The 255-nt window shown below is 64.3% G+C and carries 1 protein-coding gene; it reads left to right on the forward strand.

Going from position 1 to position 255, the window contains the following annotated elements; all coding sequences use genetic code 11:
• A partial coding sequence (locus RYX56_RS26715; protein WP_500660664.1) for an NAD-dependent epimerase/dehydratase family protein occupies positions 1 to 255 on the forward strand: 255 nt, incomplete at both ends.

Genomic DNA, 255 nt, shown 5'->3' on the forward strand with positions numbered 1-255 from the left:
GTGGTGCATTTCGCCGAGCAGCGGGCGGCCCCCTATTCGATGAAGTCGGCGCGGCACAAGCTGTACACCGTCGACAACAACATCAACGCCACCAACCATCTGTTGGCCGCCATCGTCGAAAGCGGGCTGGACGTGCACCTGGCGCACCTGGGGACGATGGGGGTCTATGGCTACGGCACCGCCGGCCTGCGCATTCCCGAGGGCTATCTGAAGGTCACGGTCGATACCGACAACGGCCCGGCCGAGCAGGAAATC

This window comes from Alkalihalophilus lindianensis (genome assembly GCF_032843265.1).
Lineage (GTDB): Bacteria > Bacillota > Bacilli > Bacillales > Bacillaceae_D > Alkalihalophilus > Alkalihalophilus lindianensis.